Source organism: Stutzerimonas sp. S1 (assembly GCF_025966695.1).
GTDB lineage: Bacteria > Pseudomonadota > Gammaproteobacteria > Pseudomonadales > Pseudomonadaceae > Stutzerimonas.
The window spans coordinates 149967-165603 of the sequence record NZ_JAOEIY010000002.1; the positions used below are offsets into that span (position 1 = coordinate 149967).

Annotated in this window: 15 protein-coding genes; 12 read left to right on the top strand and 3 right to left on the bottom strand. The window is 57.7% G+C overall.

Annotated elements, in window-relative coordinates; all coding sequences use genetic code 11:
- Positions 1-62 precede the first annotated feature (62 nt).
- Complete coding sequence (fliS, locus tag N8H22_RS04665; protein ID WP_264589462.1) at positions 63-449, top strand: flagellar export chaperone FliS; 387 nt, start codon at positions 63-65, stop codon at positions 447-449.
- A gap of 94 nt (positions 450-543) precedes the next feature.
- Here fliS and N8H22_RS04670 read toward each other — a convergent pair whose 3' ends face one another.
- Together N8H22_RS04670 and N8H22_RS04675 are read right to left on the bottom strand one after the other, a co-directional pair.
- Positions 544-825 (bottom strand): pyrimidine/purine nucleoside phosphorylase, encoded by a 282-nt coding sequence (locus N8H22_RS04670; protein WP_264589463.1) that lies wholly within the window; start codon positions 823-825, stop codon positions 544-546.
- A 72-nt stretch (positions 826-897) separates the two neighbouring features.
- Positions 898-1239, bottom strand: coding sequence for a DMT family protein (locus N8H22_RS04675; RefSeq protein ID WP_264589464.1), 342 nt, complete (start codon positions 1237-1239; stop codon positions 898-900).
- 133 nt (positions 1240-1372) lie between these two features.
- On the opposite strand from N8H22_RS04675, the gene N8H22_RS04680 reads away from it, so the two are divergent.
- Together N8H22_RS04680 and N8H22_RS04685 are read left to right on the top strand one after the other, a co-directional pair.
- Positions 1373-1624 carry a YkgJ family cysteine cluster protein gene (locus N8H22_RS04680; protein WP_264589465.1) on the top strand — a complete coding sequence of 84 codons (252 nt, stop codon included), beginning with the start codon at positions 1373-1375 and terminating at the stop codon, positions 1622-1624.
- 49 nt (positions 1625-1673) lie between these two features.
- Positions 1674-2279, top strand: coding sequence for an START domain-containing protein (locus N8H22_RS04685; RefSeq protein ID WP_264589466.1), 606 nt, complete (start codon positions 1674-1676; stop codon positions 2277-2279).
- 110 nt (positions 2280-2389) lie between these two features.
- Here N8H22_RS04685 and gltA read toward each other — a convergent pair whose 3' ends face one another.
- Positions 2390-3661, bottom strand: coding sequence for a citrate synthase (gene gltA, locus N8H22_RS04690; protein ID WP_264589467.1), 1272 nt, complete (start codon positions 3659-3661; stop codon positions 2390-2392).
- A 361-nt stretch (positions 3662-4022) separates the two neighbouring features.
- On the opposite strand from gltA, the gene sdhC reads away from it, so the two are divergent.
- The 9 genes from sdhC to sucD all read left to right on the top strand — a co-directional run bounded on the left by sdhC (position 4023) and on the right by sucD (position 15433).
- Positions 4023-4397, top strand: coding sequence for a succinate dehydrogenase, cytochrome b556 subunit (gene sdhC / locus N8H22_RS04695; protein ID WP_264589468.1), 375 nt, complete (start codon positions 4023-4025; stop codon positions 4395-4397).
- Positions 4391-4759, top strand: coding sequence for a succinate dehydrogenase, hydrophobic membrane anchor protein (gene sdhD / locus N8H22_RS04700; protein WP_264589469.1), 369 nt, complete (start codon positions 4391-4393; stop codon positions 4757-4759). The genes sdhC and sdhD overlap by 7 nt, the downstream gene beginning before the upstream one ends.
- Positions 4760-4762: 3 nt before the next feature.
- Positions 4763-6535: a succinate dehydrogenase flavoprotein subunit gene (sdhA, locus tag N8H22_RS04705; protein ID WP_264589470.1), complete on the top strand. Its 1773-nt coding sequence runs from the start codon at positions 4763-4765 to the stop codon at positions 6533-6535.
- A gap of 10 nt (positions 6536-6545) precedes the next feature.
- Positions 6546-7250 carry a succinate dehydrogenase iron-sulfur subunit gene (locus tag N8H22_RS04710; protein ID WP_003294789.1) on the top strand — a complete coding sequence of 235 codons (705 nt, stop codon included), beginning with the start codon at positions 6546-6548 and terminating at the stop codon, positions 7248-7250.
- A 285-nt stretch (positions 7251-7535) separates the two neighbouring features.
- The gene (locus N8H22_RS04715) at positions 7536-10367 is read left to right on the top strand and encodes a 2-oxoglutarate dehydrogenase E1 component (RefSeq protein WP_264589471.1); all 2832 of its coding nucleotides are present in this window, start codon (positions 7536-7538) and stop codon (positions 10365-10367) included.
- Positions 10368-10435: 68 nt separating this feature from the next.
- A complete protein-coding gene (odhB, locus tag N8H22_RS04720) occupies positions 10436-11656 on the top strand; it encodes a 2-oxoglutarate dehydrogenase complex dihydrolipoyllysine-residue succinyltransferase (RefSeq protein ID WP_264589472.1) in 1221 nt (406 codons plus the stop codon).
- 92 nt (positions 11657-11748) lie between these two features.
- Entirely contained in the window at positions 11749-13185 is a 1437-nt protein-coding gene (gene lpdA / locus N8H22_RS04725) for a dihydrolipoyl dehydrogenase (RefSeq protein ID WP_264589473.1), read from the top strand.
- A 194-nt stretch (positions 13186-13379) separates the two neighbouring features.
- Positions 13380-14546, top strand: coding sequence for an ADP-forming succinate--CoA ligase subunit beta (sucC, locus tag N8H22_RS04730; protein WP_264589474.1), 1167 nt, complete (start codon positions 13380-13382; stop codon positions 14544-14546).
- Positions 14546-15433, top strand: a complete 888-nt coding sequence (gene sucD, locus N8H22_RS04735; RefSeq protein WP_264589475.1) for a succinate--CoA ligase subunit alpha — start codon at positions 14546-14548, stop codon at positions 15431-15433. The genes sucC and sucD overlap by 1 nt, the downstream gene beginning before the upstream one ends.
- Positions 15434-15637 lie beyond the last annotated feature (204 nt).

Consider the following 15637-nt stretch of genomic DNA (forward strand, 5'->3'; position numbering starts at 1 on the left):
CTTGAGCGTTTCGGACCGATAAGCTGGACATGCAAGGTTGATGTGGTGAGGGGCTTGTTCAAATGAATGCTATGGCAGCGATGAGGCAGTATCAGCAGGTCGGTGTGAAGGTGCAGGTCAATGAAGCCGACCCGCATCGGCTGATCCAGATGCTGATGCAGGGCGGTTTGGATCGTATCGCTCAAGCGAAGGGCGCCATGGAGCGTGAAGCATTCGCTGAGAAGGGCGCATTGATTGGCAAGGCCATCAACATCATCGCTGGTCTGCGTGATGTGCTGGATAAGGATGCCGGTGGCGAATTGGCTGGCAATCTCGACCGACTCTACGAATACATGACCATGCGTTTGTTTGAAGCCGGTCGTCACAATGACGTCAGCAAACTCGATGAAGTGGCTCGGTTGCTGGCTGAGGTAAAGGAAGGCTGGGACGGCATCGCTGGCCGAGGCTGATCAAAAGACGTTGCGTTGTTTAAGCGCAGCGTTCGGGTCTTAAAGCAAAGTTAATGAAGCACTGACAAGCACTGGCTTGCCAGTGCTTTATTATTCAGCGGTACTCGCACAGATAGGCAGTATCCGTTGCAACCTTCAGTTGGAACTTGCTGTTGGCCGGTACAGTGAACTGGGTTCCCGTGCCAAAGGTTTCAAAGCGTTCGCTTCCCGGTAGTTTTACGTCCAGGCTGCCGGCGATCACATGCATTATTTCCAGCTGGCTGGTGCCGAACTCATATTCACCAGTGGCCATTACGCCGATGGTGGCCGGTCCTGCCGCCATGTCGAACGCGATAGATTTGACGGTTCCATCGAAGTACTCATTGACCTTGAACATGTCGATACCTTGAGGGTTGGAAAAGGGTGGCCAGTATGCCCAAGCCGCCTGATGGCGTCACCAGCCGCGAACTCAGTTGCGGAAGATGAAGTACACCGCGCCTACCAGACACAACCCGGCCCAGAGGTAATCCAGCTTCAGTGGTTGTTGCATGTACAGCACGCTGAAGGGGACGAAGATGGCCAGGGTGACTACTTCCTGCATGATCTTCAGCTGGCCAATAGACATCTCCGTATAGCCGATACGGTTTGCCGGCACCATCAGCATGTATTCGAAGAGGGCTATCCCCCAGCTGATCAGCGCCGCTACCAGCCAAGGCTTGCCGTTGAGGGTTTTGAGGTGCCCGTACCAAGCGAATGTCATGAAAAGGTTCGAGCAGCAAAGCAGAGCCGCAGTTTGCATCCAGACGGGCATTTCAGTACTCCGGAGAAGACGGCGCAGCCTATTACTGCCGTTGCACAGCTGCAAGATGTGGCGCGGGCTTACTAGTGTCTTTTCGTAAGGCAGCAATTATTATCGGCGCCCCGTCTCTGTCGGAAGGCTATTCATGAACTGCCGCCCCGGTTGCGGTGCCTGTTGCATCGCCCCTTCGATCAGCTCTCCACTTCCCGGTATGCCTCACGGCAAACCCGCCGGGGTTCGTTGTCTGCACTTATCTAGCGATAATCGCTGTGCGCTCTTCGGGCGCGTTGAGCGACCGGCTGTATGCTCGGCATTTGGAGCTGATCCCGAGGTTTGTGGGTCGACGCGTGAGGAGGCGATTCACATTCTCGGCTGGTTGGAACAGGCAACTGCCTGAGCAGGTCGAATAGTTCTCGATTATCTACTCGTACAAGGAGTCGTCCCTTATGGGTGCAACTGTTCACTGTTTTGCGGGTGCATTGCTGTGTGTGCTAGCAGGTTTGGCGCAGGCCGCCGAGTGGAAACTCGCGAAGGAAGAGGATGGTATTCGCGTGTATCTGCAGGCGGTGCCGGGTTCTGCTTACAAGGCGTATCGCGGCGTCACCCGAGTCAAGGCAGATATGCTGACCCTGAGAGAGCTCCAAGAGGATGCGGCTGCTGCCTGCTCGTGGATCCATGAATGCAAGGCGCAAAAACTGTTGAAGCGTGAGGGCGAGCAAGCCTGGACGTATACGAAGTTCAACGCCCCGTGGCCAGTAGCGCCGCGTGATTCGATCGTGCGTATCACTTCGCATATGGGGGGAAGTGGTGTATTGCGGCGGGAGTTACACGGTATGCCGGAATATCTGCCCGAAGTTGATGGCTACGTCAGGGTTAGTCGGGTCGATGGTTTTTGGGAATTCGCGCCGAAAGAGGGCGGGGAGGTTGAAGTGACCTATCAGGTTCATACTGAGCCGGGCGGTAACGTGCCTTCATGGCTCGCCAACAAATTCGTTGTGGAGGCGCCCTATAACACGCTCCGGCAGTTGCGCAGCCTGGCTGAAGATCGCTGAACCAAGTCGTTTCCGTATATGGGGCCCGCACTTAGCACGGCTAGTGTTCCATCAAAGTCTGAAAAGTAAAAAGGCTGCCCAGAGGCAGCCTTTTCTTTTGGAGCTATTACTTAGCGCGGCAGATCGCGTTTGGCATAGCCAGTGTAAAGCTGACGCGGACGGCCAATCTTCTGGCCGGAGGCAATCATTTCCTTCCAGTGGGAAATCCAGCCCACAGTGCGCGACATGGCGAAGATCACTGTGAACATGCTGGTCGGAATGCCGATGGCCTTGAGGATGATGCCCGAGTAGAAGTCTACGTTCGGGTACAGGTTGCGCTCGGCGAAGTACGGATCCTTCAGCGCGATTTCCTCGAGCTTCATCGCCAGTTCTAGCTGCGGGTCGTTGATGCCCAGCTCGCCCAGGACTTCGTCGCAGGTCTTCTTCATGACCTTCGCGCGCGGATCGAAGTTCTTGTACACGCGATGACCGAAGCCCATCAGTTTGAACGGATCGTTCTTGTCTTTGGCTTTGGCCAGGAACTTCTCGATGTTTGATACATCGCCGATCTCGTCGAGCATGGTCAGCACAGCTTCGTTGGCGCCGCCGTGTGCCGGCCCCCACAGAGCGGCGATACCTGCAGCGATACAGGCGAACGGGTTCGCACCAGTGGAACCAGCCAGGCGCACAGTCGAGGTCGATGCGTTCTGTTCATGGTCGGCGTGCAGGATGAAGATGCGATCCATGGCGTTCGCAAGCACCGGACTGATCGGTTTGACCTCAGCCGGGGTGTTGAACATCATGTGCAGGAAGTTTTCCGAGTAGCTCAGGTCGTTACGCGGATACATGATCGGCTGACCCATGGAATACTTGTAGACCATGGCCGCAATCGTCGGCATTTTGGCAATCAGGCGATGCGCGGAAATCTCGCGATGCTGCGGATTATTGATGTCCAGCGAGTCATGATAGAACGCCGAAAGGGCACCGACGATACCGCACATTACGGCCATTGGGTGTGCGTCACGACGGAAACCGTTCAAGAACGTCTTCAGTTGTTCATGAACAATGGTGTGATTCTTGATGGTGCTGACGAACTGGGCTTTCTGCTCCGCTGTCGGCAGTTCGCCGTTCAGCAGCAGGTAGCAGGTTTCCAGGTAATCGGATTTTTCCGCAAGCTGCTCGATCGGGTAACCGCGGTGCAGCAGGATGCCCTTGTCGCCATCGATATAGGTGATCTTGGACTCGCAAGAGGCGGTCGACATGAAGCCGGGATCGAAGGTGAAGTGACCCGTGGAGGTCAGGCTTCGTACGTCTATGACATCAGGCCCTACGGTACCGGTTAAAACGGGCAGTTCGACGGGGGCAGCGCCCTCGATGATCAACTGCGCTTTCTTGTCAGCCATGTATGGCCTCCTGTTTTGTGCTTGGAATCATCATGGCCCCCCACGCAGGGCCCGCATCACTATAGTGTGATAAATCGCAAAGTCAATTTGCGCGAACCCATGCTGCAGAGGGGTTTTGCGGGGTGTCTATGCAGCATTGGGCGACTGTTTACGGCATTTATATATAGGCTGCTATCCGCCTTTAGTGGCACTTCACCACATTGTCATTAGTGACCTAACTGTTTATACTCGGAAACCGACCGGCAGGGGCCTGACAGGCAACAATCTGTAGGTTGTCACTCGTGGGTAGCGGGTACTGCTGCGTACTCTTCCCAACAACTTTGCCCTGTGTTTCTGGGGCTCTCAAGTGTGAAAAGAAGCCGTGAAAAGCCAACGACCTGTAAACCTAGATCTTAGGACAATAAAACTCCCAATCACTGCTTACACGTCGATTCTCCACCGTGTATCCGGTGTTATTTTGTTCGTCGGTATCGCCCTGCTGCTGCTCGCGCTCGATGCCTCGTTGTCTTCGCCAGAAGGCTTTGAGGAGGTTCGTGCGTATCTGGGTAGTCCGCTGGTCAAGCTGGTGAGCTGGGGGCTGCTGTCCGCACTGCTGTATCACCTGGTGGCGGGTGTTCGTCACCTGATCATGGACACTGGCCATGGTGAAACGCTGGAAGGCGGAAAGCTGGGCTCGAAAATCGTAATCGCCGTCTCGGTGGTGCTGATCGTTCTGGCGGGAGTGTGGATATGGTAACCAATGTCACAAACTTTTCGCGCTCGGGCCTCTATGACTGGATGGCGCAGCGCGTTTCTGCAGTGGTCCTCGCGGCTTATTTTCTGTTCCTGCTGGGTTATCTGATCGCAAATCCAGGGCTGGAGTATGCACAGTGGCATGAGTTGTACTCTGCCAATTGGATGCGGATCTTCAGTCTCCTAGCTCTGGTTGCCCTGAGTGTGCACGCGTGGGTGGGTATGTGGACGATTTCCACCGACTACCTGACCAACATGGCGATCGGTAAGTGGGCTACCGGTGTGCGTTTCCTGTTTCAGGCGGGGTGTGGCATTGCGATGTTCACCTTCTTCGTCTGGGGCGTGCAGATTCTGTGGGGTATCTGATTCATGGCTAATATTCGTACGCTTTCCTTCGACGCCATCATCGTAGGTGGCGGTGGCGCCGGTATGCGCGCGGCGCTGCAGCTGTCGCAGTCCGGTCACAAGACCGCAGTGGTCACCAAGGTTTTTCCAACTCGCTCGCACACGGTTTCCGCTCAGGGTGGTATTACTTGCGCGATCGCTTCGGCTGACCCGAACGATGATTGGCGCTGGCACATGTATGACACCGTCAAGGGCTCCGACTATATCGGTGACCAGGACGCTATCGAGTACATGTGTTCTGTCGGTCCCGAGGCTGTGTTCGAACTTGAGCACATGGGGCTGCCGTTCTCCCGTACCGAGCAGGGCCGAATCTATCAGCGTCCTTTTGGTGGCCAGTCCAAGGACTTCGGCAAGGGTGGTCAGGCTGCTCGTACCTGTGCCGCTGCTGACCGTACCGGTCACGCGCTGCTGCATACCCTTTATCAGGGCAACCTGAAGAACGACACAGTATTCCTCAATGAGTGGTACGCGGTCGATCTGGTGAAGAACCAGGACGGTGCCGTGGTTGGCGTCATCGCTATCTGCATTGAGACCGGTGAAACCGTCTACATCCGTTCTAAGGCCACTGTGCTTGCCACCGGCGGCGCTGGTCGCATCTATGCATCGACCACTAACGCGCTGATCAACACCGGCGACGGAGTCGGGATGGCACTGCGCGCCGGAGTGCCGGTGCAAGATATTGAGATGTGGCAGTTCCACCCGACTGGTATTGCTGGCGCTGGTGTGTTGGTGACCGAAGGTTGCCGCGGCGAGGGTGGCTACCTGATCAACAAGCATGGCGAGCGCTTCATGGAGCGTTATGCGCCGAACGCGAAGGATCTGGCTGGTCGCGACGTTGTTGCGCGTTCGATGGTCAAGGAAATCCTGGCGGGTAACGGCTGTGGTCCGGATGGCGATCACGTGATGTTGAAACTCGACCACCTTGGTGAGGAAGTGCTGCACAGCCGTCTGCCGGGTATTTGTGAGCTGTCGAAGACCTTCGCGCACGTCGATCCGGTCACTGCTCCAGTACCGGTCGTTCCGACCTGCCATTACATGATGGGTGGTATTGCCACCAATATCCATGGTCAGGCCATCACTCAGGACGCTAACGGCAACGACAAGATCATCGACGGCCTCTTCGCTGTCGGCGAAGTGGCTTGCGTATCCGTGCATGGCGCTAACCGTTTGGGTGGCAATTCGCTACTTGATCTGGTGGTGTTCGGTCGCGCTGCCGGTCTGCACTTGGAAAAAGCACTCAAGGAAGGTGTCGAGCATCGCGGCGCCAGCGAAACTGATCTGGATGCAGCCTTGGGTCGCCTCGCCGGCCTCAACGAGCGCACTACTGGCGAAGACGTCGCTCCTCTGCGTAAGGAACTCCAGAACTGCATGCAGAACTACTTCGGTGTGTTCCGTACCGGTGAGTACATGCAGAAGGGTATCGCACAGCTTGTCGATCTGCGTCAGCGTATCGCTAACGTCAAGATCTCGGACAAGAGCCAAGCGTTCAACACTGCCCGTATCGAAGCGCTCGAGTTGCAGAATCTGCTTGAGGTTGCCGAGGCTACCGCAATTGCTGCGGAGACCCGCAAAGAGTCCCGTGGAGCGCACGCTCGCGAAGACTTCGAAGAGCGTGACGACGAGAACTGGCTGTGCCACACCCTGTACTTCCCGGGTGAGAAGCGCGTTACCAAGCGTGCCGTGAACTTCGCTCCGAAGACTGTTCCGGCATTCGAGCCCAAGGTTCGGACTTATTGAGGTCGCCGATATGTTGCAAGTGAGTGTTTATCGCTACAACCCCGATCAGGACGAAAAGCCGTTCATGCAGGATTTTCAGGTCAATACCGACGGTAAAGACCTGATGGTTCTCGACGTCTTGGCTTTGATCAAGGAACAGGACCAGGGTTTCTCCTATCGTCGTTCCTGCCGCGAGGGCGTATGTGGCTCGGACGGTATGAATATCAATGGTAAGAACGGCCTGGCCTGCATTACGCCGCTGTCCTCTGTGGTCAAGGGCAATAAGTTGGTCATTCGTCCGCTGCCAGGGTTGCCTGTCATTCGTGACTTGGTTGTCGATATGAGCATCTTCTACAAGCAGTACGAGAAGGTTCGCCCGTATCTGATGAACGATACGCCGCCTCCGGCTATCGAACGTCTGCAGAGTCCGGAAGATCGTGAGAAGCTGGATGGATTGTACGAGTGCATTCTGTGCGCCTGCTGTTCGACGAGCTGCCCGTCTTTCTGGTGGAACCCAGACAAGTTCCTCGGTCCGGCTGCTTCGCTGCAAGCTTATCGTTTCCTGGCGGACAGTCGGGATACCGAAACCGAGAACCGTCTGGCTGGACTGGACGATCCGTTCAGCGTGTTCCGTTGCCGCGGCATCATGAACTGCGTGGATGTCTGCCCGAAAGGGTTGAACCCGACCAAGGCAATTGGTCACATTCGCAACATGCTGCTGCAGAGCGGGACTTGATGAAACGGCGGTTGCGAGCACGATAGGTGCGAGCGACCGACAGTGCTTTACCGTGGTACTGCGGCGCCGGAGTAACATCCAGGCGCCGTAGCTTTAGTAGGAATCCAGCTCAAAAAGCCAGGATTTCACTCTGAAAATTTGATGACCAGCAGGAGCATCCGGGTTGGTTCCCGGAAACTATCTGCGCGGTCCGTAGTGGCTTTACCTGAGTCGCTGCTTCAGAACTTGGGAAGTCATGCTGCGGTCTCCACGCTGGTGGTGTCTCCTTATCGAAGGTGACCAGACATGCAAGAAAGCGTAATGCAGCGCATGTGGGACAGCGCCCACCTATCCGGTGGTAACGCTGCCTATGTGGAAGAGCTTTATGAGCTCTACCTGCACGACCCCAACGCTGTGCCCGAAGAGTGGCGCACTTATTTCCAGAAGTTGCCCTCTAGCGGCGGCGCATCATCCGATGTATCGCACTCGACGATTCGCGACCACTTCGTGCTGTTGGCTAAGAATCAGCGCCGCGCGCAGCCGGTCTCCGCAGGTAGCGTGAGCAGCGAACATGAGAAGAAGCAGGTTGAAGTTCTTCGATTGATCCAGGCTTATCGTCTGCGCGGCCATCAAGCTGCTCAGCTTGATCCGCTCGCACTGCAACAGCGTCCGGTTCCTGCTGATCTTGCAATCACCAATTATGGTCTGACCGACGCAGACCTGGACACCGTGTTCCGTACTGGTGACTTGGCAATTGGCAAAGATGAAGCGAGCTTGCGCGAAATTCTGCAGGCATTGCAAGAGACGTATTGCCGCAGCATCGGTGCTGAATTCGCCCATATCGTCGATTCCGAACAGCGCAACTGGTTTATCCAGCGCGTCGAAAGTGTTCGTGGTCGGCCGGAGTACTCGGCAGAGATCAAGAGTCACCTGCTGGAGCGTCTGACTGCTGCCGAAGGTCTGGAGAAGTACCTGGGCACCAAGTACCCGGGCACTAAGCGTTTTGGTCTGGAAGGGGGCGAGAGCCTGATTCCGTTGCTCGATGAGATCATCCAGCGCTCCGGTTCCTACGGCACCAAGGAAATCGTCATCGGCATGGCCCACCGTGGCCGCCTCAACGTGCTGGTGAATACCTTCGGCAAGAACCCGCGCGATCTATTCGACGAGTTCGAAGGCAAGAAAGTCGAAGGTCTGAGCTCTGGCGATGTGAAGTATCACCAAGGCTTCTCTTCTAACGTGATGACGCCCGGTGGTGAGATCCATCTGGCCATGGCGTTCAACCCGTCGCACCTCGAAATCGTTTCGCCGGTAGTCGAGGGTTCGGTGCGCGCTCGTCAGGATCGTCGTTGCGACCCTGTCGGCGACAAGGTCCTTCCGGTAACCATCCACGGTGACGCTGCTGTCGCCGGCCAGGGTGTGGTCATGGAAACCTTCCAGATGTCGCAAACTCGCGCCTACAAGACCGGCGGTACCATCCGTATCGTGGTTAACAACCAGGTCGGCTTCACCACGAACAAGCAGGAAGATGCTCGTTCCACTGAGTACGCGACCGATGTGGCGAAGATGATCCAGGCGCCGATCTTCCATGTGAACGCAGACGATCCCGAGGCGGTGCTGTTCGTCACCCAGCTCGCTGTCGACTACCGGATGCAGTTCAAGCGCGACATCGTGCTGGATCTGATCTGCTATCGTCGCCGCGGTCATAACGAGGCCGACGAGCCGAGCGGTACCCAGCCGCTGATGTATCAAAAGATCGCCAAGCACCGTACCACTCGCGAGTTGTACGCCGATGCGCTGATCCAGTCGAGCGTGCTGGATGCCGAGCGCGTTCAGGCCAAAGTCGATGAGTATCGTACGGCGTTGGACAACGGCCTGCATGTGGTCAAGAGCCTGGTCAAGGAGCCGAACAAGGAGCTCTTCGTCGACTGGCGTCCGTACCTGGGGCATGCATGGACTGCCCGCCACGACACCAGCTTCGATCTGAAGACCTTGCAGGACCTGTCCAGCAAGCTGCTGAACATCCCGGAAGGCTTTGTCGTCCAGCGTCAGGTTTCGAAGATTCTCGAAGACCGTCAGAAGATGGGCGCAGGTGCGCTGGCCATCAACTGGGGTTATGCCGAAACGATGGCTTACGCCACGCTGCTGTTTGAAGGCCACCCGGTGCGCATTTCCGGACAGGACGTTGGTCGCGGTACCTTCTCGCATCGCCACGCGGCGTTGCACAACCAGAAGGATGGCAGCACCTACATTCCGCTGCAGCATCTGTTCGAGGGGCAGCCGCGCTTCGACCTTTACGACTCCTTCCTTTCGGAAGAGGCGGTGCTCGCGTTCGAATACGGTTACGCCACCACCACGCCGAACGCACTAGTCGTCTGGGAAGCGCAGTTCGGCGACTTCGCCAATGGCGCGCAGGTGGTGATCGATCAATTCATCACCAGCGGCGAGCACAAGTGGGGACGCCTGTGTGGTCTGACCATGCTGCTACCGCACGGCTACGAGGGGCAGGGACCAGAGCACTCGTCGGCTCGCCTGGAGCGCTATCTGCAGCTGTGCGCCGAGCACAACATCCAGGTTTGCGTGCCGACTACTCCGGCTCAGGTCTACCACATGCTGCGTCGCCAGGCGATTCGCCCGCTGCGCAAACCGCTGGTCGCCTTGACTCCCAAGTCGCTGTTGCGTCACAAGCTCGCGATCTCGACTCTGGAGGAGCTGACTCAGGGTTCTTTCCAGACGGTCATTCCGGAAATTGATCCGATTGATGCGGCGAAGGTCGAACGAGTGATCATGTGCAGCGGTAAGGTCTACTACGATCTGCTGGACAAGCGTCGCAACGAAGGCCGTGACGATATCGCCATCGTGCGTATCGAGCAGCTGTATCCGTTCCCCGAAGAGGATCTGGCTGAGGCACTGGCGCCTTATCAGAACCTCAAGCACATCGTCTGGTGCCAGGAAGAACCGATGAATCAGGGGGCTTGGTATTGCAGCCAGCACCACATGCGTCGCGTAGCAGTGGCGTTCAAGAAGGAGCTGTTCCTTCAGTACGCCGGTCGTGATGCTTCTGCGGCTCCGGCCGTCGGTTATGCCTCGATGCATGCCGAACAGCAAGAGAAGCTCCTGCAAGACGCCTTCACCGTATAACCATCGCTGCGAGAGGCCGTGCAAGGCACGGCCTCGATGTAGAAACCGAATCAATAGGACCCCTGATAATGGCTATCGAGATTAAAGCCCCTACATTCCCCGAATCGGTTGCTGACGGCACCGTCGCCACCTGGCATAAGCAACCCGGTGAAGCGGTCAAGCGTGACGAGCTGATCGTTGACATCGAAACCGACAAGGTGGTCATGGAAGTGCTGGCTGAGGCGGACGGCGTCCTTGTCGAAATCGTCAAGAACGAAGGTGACACCGTTCTCAGCGGCGAGCTGCTAGGCAAACTGGAAGCAGGCGCAGCTGCCGCGGCTGCGCCTGCTGCGACTCCGGCTCAAGCCGCTGCTCCTGTCGCTGCAGCTCCGGCTGCCGCCGCTGAAGAGGCGATTCTGGCTCCGGCCGCGCGCAAGCTGGCCGAGGAAAACGGCATCGACCCGAACAGCGTGCGTGGCACTGGCAAAGATGGTCGCGTGACCAAGGAAGACGTGGTTGCTGCCATCGAAGCCAAGAAATCCGCTCCGGCGGCTGTCGCTAAGCCCGCTGCGCCGGCGGCTGCGGCTCCGGTCTTTGCCGCTGGTGATCGTGTCGAGAAGCGCGTCCCGATGACTCGCCTGCGTGCCAAGGTTGCCGAGCGTCTTGTCGAAGCTCAATCGTCCATGGCAATGCTGACGACGTTCAACGAAGTCAACATGAAGCCGATCATGGAGCTGCGTGCCAAGTACAAGGACCTGTTCGAGAAGACCCACAATGGCGTGCGTCTGGGCTTCATGTCCTTCTTCGTCAAGGCGGCCGTGGAGGCACTCAAGCGTCAGCCGGGTGTAAACGCGTCCATCGATGGCAACGACATCGTCTACCATGGCTACCAGGACATCGGTGTTGCCGTGTCCAGTGATCGTGGTCTGGTCGTTCCAGTCCTGCGCAATGCCGAGCACATGAGCCTCGCGGAAATCGAAGGTGGTATCAACGATTTCGGCAAGAAGGCCAAGGCTGGCAAGCTGACAATCGAAGAGATGACTGGCGGTACCTTCACCATCTCCAACGGTGGTGTATTCGGTTCGCTGCTGTCGACTCCGATCGTCAACCCGCCGCAGACCGCCATTCTCGGCATGCACAAGATTCAGGAGCGCCCCATGGCCGTCAATGGCCAGGTGGTCATCCTGCCGATGATGTACCTGGCGCTGTCGTACGATCACCGCTTGATCGACGGCAAGGAAGCGGTAACGTTCCTGGTTACCATGAAGGATCTGCTGGAAGACCCGGCTCGCTTGCTGCTGGACATCTAATCGAGACACCAGGGCTGCAGCTGACAGGAAGGGCGTGTGCCTGGCCTGTTGCCTGCAGCCTTTGGCTTTAAGTTGCGTAAAGAGGATTTGTAATGAGCCAGAAATTCGACGTAGTCGTCATCGGTGCTGGCCCTGGTGGCTATGTTGCCGCCATCAAGGCCGCCCAACTGGGTCTGAAAACCGCCTGCATCGAGAAGTATCAGGGTAAGGAAGGCAAAACCGCGCTGGGCGGGACCTGTCTGAACGTTGGTTGCATCCCGTCCAAGGCGCTGCTGGACAGCTCGTACAAGTATCACGAAGCCCACGAGAGCTTCAAAGTGCACGGTATCAGCACCGGTGACGTCGCCATGGACGTTCCGACGATGATCGCGCGCAAGGATCAGATCGTCAAAAACCTCACCGGTGGTGTTTCTGCGCTGATGAAGGCCAATGGTGTGACTGTGTTCGAAGGGCACGGCAAGCTGCTGGCTGGCAAGCAAGTCGAAGTCACCGGGCTGGATGGTAACGTTCAGACTCTGGCTGCGGAGAATGTCATTCTGGCATCCGGCTCCACGCCGGTGAACATTCCGCCGGCCCCGGTGGACCAGAAGATCATCGTCGACTCTACCGGCGCCTTGGATTTCCAAAGCGTGCCGAAGAAGCTCGGTGTGATTGGCGCCGGCGTCATTGGTCTGGAGCTGGGTTCGGTCTGGGCGCGCCTGGGCGCCGAAGTAACCGTTATCGAGGCCATGGACAAGTTCCTGCCGGCCGCCGACGAGCAGATTGCCAAGGAAGCCTTCAAGGTTCTCACCAAGCAGGGCCTCAAGATTCTGCTGGGCGCGCGTCTGACTGGCTCGCAGGTCTCGGGTGATCAGGTTACCGTCAGCTTCACCAGCGCCGAAGGCGAGCAGCAGATGACCTTCGATAAGCTGATCGTTGCGGTTGGCCGTCGTCCGGTCACCACCGATCTGCTGGCTGCCGATGCCGGTGTCGACATGGACGAGCGTGGCTTCATCTTTGTCGACGATTACTGCGCTACCAGCGTGCCGGGCGTTTATGCCATCGGTGACGTCGTACGTGGTGCCATGCTGGCCCACAAGGCGTCCGAAGAAGGTGTGATGGTCGCCGAGCGTATCGCTGGTCACAAGACCCAGATGAACTACGACTTGGTGCCTTCGGTGATCTACACGCATCCGGAAATCGCATGGGTCGGCAAGAGCGAGCAAGCGCTCAAGGCTGAGGGCGTCGAAGTCAACGTCGGTGTCTTCCCGTTCGCTGCCAGCGGCCGTGCGATGGCCGCCAACGACACCGCTGGTCTGGTCAAGGTCATCGCTGATGCCAAGACTGACCGCGTGCTGGGCGTTCACGTGATGGGCCCGAGCGCGGCAGAGCTGGTTCAGCAGGGTGCCATCGGCATGGAGTTCGGCACCAGTGCCGAAGATCTGGGCATGATGGTGTTCTCGCACCCGACCATGTCTGAAGCGCTGCATGAAGCTGCGCTGGCCGTTAATGGTCATGCCATTCACATCGCCAATCGCAAGAAGCGCTAAGCATCTCTGATGGTAGAAGACCGAAGCCCGGCGTGTTCCCTTGGAACACGCCGGGCTTTTGTCTGCCTAAGCTTGGCATTTTCAGTATCGACAGGTCGTTGAAAGGTATCGTGGATAGTTTTCAGCGACTTGAGAGAGGTGGCGCGGCTTGTGCGGCGCCGAAATGCGCAATACCAACCAAACGGTAGAGAAGCATGAATCTTCACGAGTACCAAGGTAAGCAATTATTCGCTGAATACGGTCTGCCGGTTTCCAAGGGCTACGCCGTCGATAGTCCGAAAGAAGCAGCTGAGGCCTGCGACAAGATTGGCGGCACTGAGTGGGTCGTGAAAGCCCAAGTGCATGCAGGGGGCCGCGGTAAGGCTGGCGGCGTCAAGCTGGTTCGCAGCAAGGACGAGGCTCGGGCCTTTGCCCAACAGTGGCTGGACAAGCGTCTGGTCACCTACCAGACCGATGCCAATGGGCAGCCGGTCAGCAAGATTCTCGTCGAGGCGTGTACGGAGATCGACAAGGAGCTCTACCTTGGCGCTGTCGTTGACCGCGCCAGTCGGCGCATCGTATTCATGGCCTCAACCGAAGGCGGTGTGGATATCGAGAAAGTCGCGCACGATACTCCCGAGAAGATTCTCAAGGCCACGATCGATCCTTTGGTTGGCGCTCAGCCGTTCCAGGCTCGGGAACTTGCTTTCCAGCTCGGGCTCAAGGGCGATCAGGTCAAGCAGTTCACCCACATCTTTGTTGGCCTGGCACAGCTGTTCAAGGACTACGACCTCGCGTTGCTGGAAGTGAACCCGCTGGTGATCAAGAAGGACGGCAACCTGCATTGTCTGGACGCCAAGATCAACATCGACAGTAACGCCATTTACCGTCAGCCCAAGCTGCGCGACATGGCTGATCCATCCCAGGATGATCCGCGCGAGTCCCATGCGGCGAAGTGGGAGCTCAATTACGTCGCCCTGGACGGGAACATCGGTTGCATGGTCAATGGTGCCGGGCTGGCCATGGGGACGATGGATATCGTCAATCTGCATGGCGGCAAGCCGGCCAACTTCCTCGATGTGGGCGGCGGAGCCACCGAGGAGCGGGTAACCGAGGCGTTCAAAATTATTCTTTCCGACAGTAACGTCGCAGCCGTTCTGGTGAATATCTTCGGTGGCATCGTCCGCTGCGACATGATTGCCGAGGGCATCATCGGCGCGGTCCGGGAAGTTGGCGTGCAGGTGCCGGTGGTGGTGCGTCTGGAGGGTAATAATGCCGATCTTGGCGCCAAGATGCTGAGCGAAAGCGGTCTGAACATCATCGGCGCCAACAGCCTGACCGATGCGGCCATTCAGGTTGTCAAAGCCGCGGAGGGCAAATAATGAGCGTGCTGATCAATAAAGACACCAAAGTCATCTGCCAGGGATTCACCGGATCGCAAGGCACCTTCCACTCCGAGCAGGCTATCGCCTACGGCACCCAGATGGTCGGTGGTGTCACACCAGGCAAGGGCGGCACGCGGCATCTCGGTCTGCCAGTGTTCAATACGGTGAAGGAAGCCGTCGAGGCGACCGGGGCTGACGCGTCGGTCATCTACGTGCCCGCACCTTTCTGCAAGGACTCGATCCTTGAGGCTGCATTCGGTGGCATCAAGCTGATCGTTTGTATTACCGAGGGCATTCCGACGCTGGACATGCTGGAGGTGAAAATCAAGTGCGACGCACTGGGTGTACGTCTGATTGGGCCCAATTGCCCAGGCGTCATCACTCCCGGCGAGTGCAAGATTGGCATCCAGCCGGGGCATATCCATCAACCGGGTAAGGTCGGCATCGTCTCGCGGTCCGGCACCCTGACTTATGAAGCGGTGAAACAGACGACCGATGCGGGTTTCGGCCAGTCGACCTGTGTCGGCATCGGTGGCGACCCGATCCCCGGGTCCACCTTCATCGACATCCTGACGCTGTTCCAGAATGACCCGCAGACCGAAGCGATCGTGATGATCGGTGAAATCGGAGGGTCGGCGGAGGAGGAGGCAGCGGCTTTCATCAAGGCCAACGTCACCAAACCGGTCGTGTCCTACATTGCCGGCGTCACGGCGCCGGCAGGTAAGCGCATGGGGCATGCCGGTGCGATCATCTCCGGTGGCAAGGGTACCGCGGAGGAGAAGTTTGCCGCTCTGCAGGACGCTGGTGTGAAGACCGTGCGCTCGCTGGCTGATATTGGTAAGGCGCTGGCCGAGGTGACTGGCTGGAGCATGCAGGGCGCCTGATATCAGGTCGTCTGCCGAAGGCCGCTTCTATGGGCGGCCTTCGTGCCACTCGAATTCCCTGCGCCGACTGTGTGCTCGGCATTCATCGCAAGACAATGGCATCATTGCCATCTTCCAATTTGCCTGCCGCGTTCACGAGAGGCGCAGGCTGCAGCACGGAGTTGGCCCAATCAGGCCGAATCCTGTTTTCCATATCCACGGAGA